The sequence below is a fragment of the Anaeromusa sp. genome, assembly GCF_028691475.1.
GTDB lineage: Bacteria > Bacillota > Negativicutes > Anaeromusales > Anaeromusaceae > Anaeromusa.
The window spans coordinates 1,899-4,886 of record NZ_JAQUZF010000129.1 but is presented as its reverse complement, the minus strand read 5'-3'; the positions used below and the strand labels follow the sequence as shown (position 1 = coordinate 4,886).

3 protein-coding genes are annotated in these 2,988 nt (G+C 53.7%); 2 read left to right on the top strand and 1 reads right to left on the bottom strand.

Annotated elements, in window-relative coordinates; translation table 11 throughout:
• Positions 1-897: LysR family transcriptional regulator (locus tag PHF27_RS12625; RefSeq protein ID WP_300070704.1), on the top strand; the 897-nt coding region annotated here is incomplete at its 5' end.
• Between the two features lie 382 nt (positions 898-1,279).
• Here the strand turns inward: PHF27_RS12625 and PHF27_RS12620 are convergent.
• A complete protein-coding gene (locus PHF27_RS12620; protein ID WP_300070702.1) occupies positions 1,280-2,044 on the bottom strand; it encodes a sulfite exporter TauE/SafE family protein in 765 nt (254 codons plus the stop codon).
• 109 nt (positions 2,045-2,153) lie between these two features.
• Here PHF27_RS12620 and PHF27_RS12615 point away from each other — a divergent pair.
• A partial coding sequence (locus PHF27_RS12615; RefSeq protein WP_300070699.1) for a LysR family transcriptional regulator occupies positions 2,154-2,988 on the top strand: 835 nt, incomplete at its 3' end.

The following is a 2,988-nucleotide window of genomic DNA, read 5'->3' as shown; positions in this document are numbered from 1 at the left end:
GAAAGGAAGATGACCTTGGATTTGCAGCAACTTTACGCGTTTCGCACCATTGCCGCTTTGGGCCACATGACCCAGGCCGCCAGCCAGTTGGCGCTTTCCCAGCCAGCCTTGAGCCGTTCTCTGGCCCGTTTGGAGGAAGAACTAGGGTTTCCGCTTTTCCACCGCTGTCATAAACGCCTGGAGCTGACGCGCAGCGGACGTATTTTTCTAGAACATCTGGATCAAGGCCTGCAAAGAATTGAAGCCGGACGGCAACAAGCGCTAGACCTCATTCATCCGGAACGCGGCAGCGTCAGTCTTTCTTTTTTGCATTCTCAAGGCACGCATCTGGTACCGGAGCTGCTGCAGCAGTTTCGCCGCCTGCATCCACAGGTGCATTTCCGGCTCTACCAAAACAGCACCGCCGCTCTTTTGGAACAGCTCCATAGCGGCGGCACGGATTTATGCCTTTGCTCCTTCGCTGCGCCGCCACCTTATCTAGCCTGGCGCCCGCTTTTTGAGGAAGACATCTTTGTCGCCGTTCACCGTGAGCATCCCTTGGCGCAGCAGGAAAGCTTATCCTTACAGGACATTGCCTCAGAACCCCTGATTACCTTCAAGCCCAACTACGGCCTGCGCCTGTTAGCGGATCGCTTGCTGCAGCAAGCTGGCGTTCAGCCGGAAATCACCTTTGAAGGCGAAGAAATCATGACCGTCGCCGGCCTGGTAGAAGCCCGCCTGGGCGTTGCTCTCATCCCCCATTTAGCAGGCCTGGAGCACCTGCATTTGGCATTTCTACCTGTCAAAGACACTCCCTGCCGCCGCACCATCGGCCTCGCGTGGCACAAAGAACGCTATCTATCCCCGGCGGCGCTGAAGTTCCGAGACTTCGTGCTGGAAAATAGAGTACGAAATTAAACAAGAGTAGAGGGAGTAAAGGGAGGGCTAGACTGAAGAAAAATGAAAAGAAAATCAAACAATGGTTCAAGAGAACCGTCCCCCTGAACCAAAGAAGAGTACGTACCAAATTTATAAGGAGCCGCTGCTTTAATGAGCGCTCCGGCGACGGCACGTGATGTACCTAGGGTCGGCGCGACAGTGCTGGATGCACTTAGTGTCCCGAGTGCCATGGAAGGCACAAACGAGGGACCGCTAAGGATTGCATAGCAACCGACGTCTTTCCGAGGTCAGACGCGAAAGAAAACGGAGGAATAGCGGCGCTATGCCGAGGCTTTCTAACAAAGTCTGACGAAAAAAAGATTGATTTATCGCGAGATGCACATAAAGCAGCGGCTCCTTACTAGAAAGCGCCTGCTGTAAAGACTAAGCGTGCGCCCAATCCGAACAGGCAGAACGCCAGCAAAGACAAAATAGCCTTTGACTTCACTTTCAGGGACATTTTTGCGCCAATTTGTGCGCCCAATACCGCGCCGACGCCGATCATCAAGGCTTCCTTGATCAGAATGTTGTGCAGCAAGAAATGCGAAAACACGCCGACCATCGAGGAAATCGCCAGCACAAAATGCGAGGTCGCTGTCGCAATATGCGCCGGAAACGCCAGCAAATAGACCATGGCCGGCACATGGATAATGCCGCCGCCAATGCCTAGAATGCTGGATAAAAACCCTACGCACAAACTAAGAAGCACGCCGGCGGTACGATTGTAATTCTTAGGTACTTCAGTTCCCTTATTCGGCGCGCCTTTAGAATGATTGCGCCAAAACATCAGCGCCGCCATGACCATCAGCGTCGCGCCAAAGAATACTTTGAATTCCGCTTCCGGGATGTACTTTACCGCGTAGCTGCCGAAAAACGCCCCTGGCAGCGTAGCCAAAGCAAACCGAATACCGGCGTCATAGTATACCTTCTTTTGCCGCATATAAGCCACGGTACCGGAAATCGCATTAAAAAATACCACTACCAGCGACGTACCCACCGCCAAATTGGGCTCCCAATGAAATACCAAAATAAAAAGGGGCACCAAAATCAGACCGCCGCCAATGCCTACGAGCGTGCCGAATGCAGCCACCGCTACCCCTAAAATCAAATACCCTAGCAGTTCCATCGTAATTCCTCCCGCTTTTTCTTCTCTTTTGCAGTATACCGCAGCTTTTGATAGAATAAAAATATATATTTTTGATTCATATATAGTTTAAAACTATATGGAGGTTTCTATGGAACTGCGACAATTGGAGTATTTTCAGCAAGTCTGTCGCCTGGGCAGCGTCAGCCGCGCCGCTGCGCAACTACACGTGGCTCAGCCTTCGGTCAGCATTGCTCTGCAAAAATTGGAGGAAGAGCTTGGGGTGCCTCTCTTTGACCGTAAGCAGCGGCGGCTTCGCCTCACCCAAGCCGGGGAGCGCATGCTGCAGCACGCCGAGACTATGCTGCGCTGCCGCAATAACGCCCAAGAAGAGATGAAGGACTACGAGGCGTCCCGTAAAGGCCGCATCCTATTAGGCATTACGCCGGTCATCGGCGCTTTCGTCTTTCCGTCTCTTTTCGCCGCTTTTCACTCGGCGCATCCGGATATCGAATTGCAGTGCACCGAAACAGGCAGCCTGGCTACGCGCCGCAAGCTTCTCGACGCCGAGCTGGACCTGGGACTTTTGATCATCTCCGACGCGCCTGCCGGTCTGGCTGTGCGTCCCCTGGCACAAAGCGCCATTCATGTCTGTCTTTCCCCTGCGCACCCCCTGGCTTCCGCAACAACACTTTCTTTACCGCAGCTAGCGAAAGAACCCTTTCTGCTCTTTCAGGAAGACACCTATATGCGCCAGCTCATCTTGGAAGAATGCTCCCGCCACGGCTTTACACCGCAGATACGTTTTTCTTCGCGGCAAATCGAAACCATTCTTAGCCTGGTGGAACAAAATGCAGGGGTCGGCTTCCTGCCGGCGGACATCGCCCGCAAGCACCCCCGCATCGTCAGTCTTCCTTTGACGCCGCCCCTTTCCATCCAAGCCGGCTTTGCCTGGAATGAGGAGCGCTATCTCTCCCAAGCCTGCC

Bases quoted from the DNA above. Each gene is read 5' to 3' on its own strand.
- PHF27_RS12620 (WP_300070702.1), bottom strand. From the start codon at position 2,044: ATGGAACTGCTAGGGTATTTGATTTTAGGGGTAGCGGTGGCTGCATTC.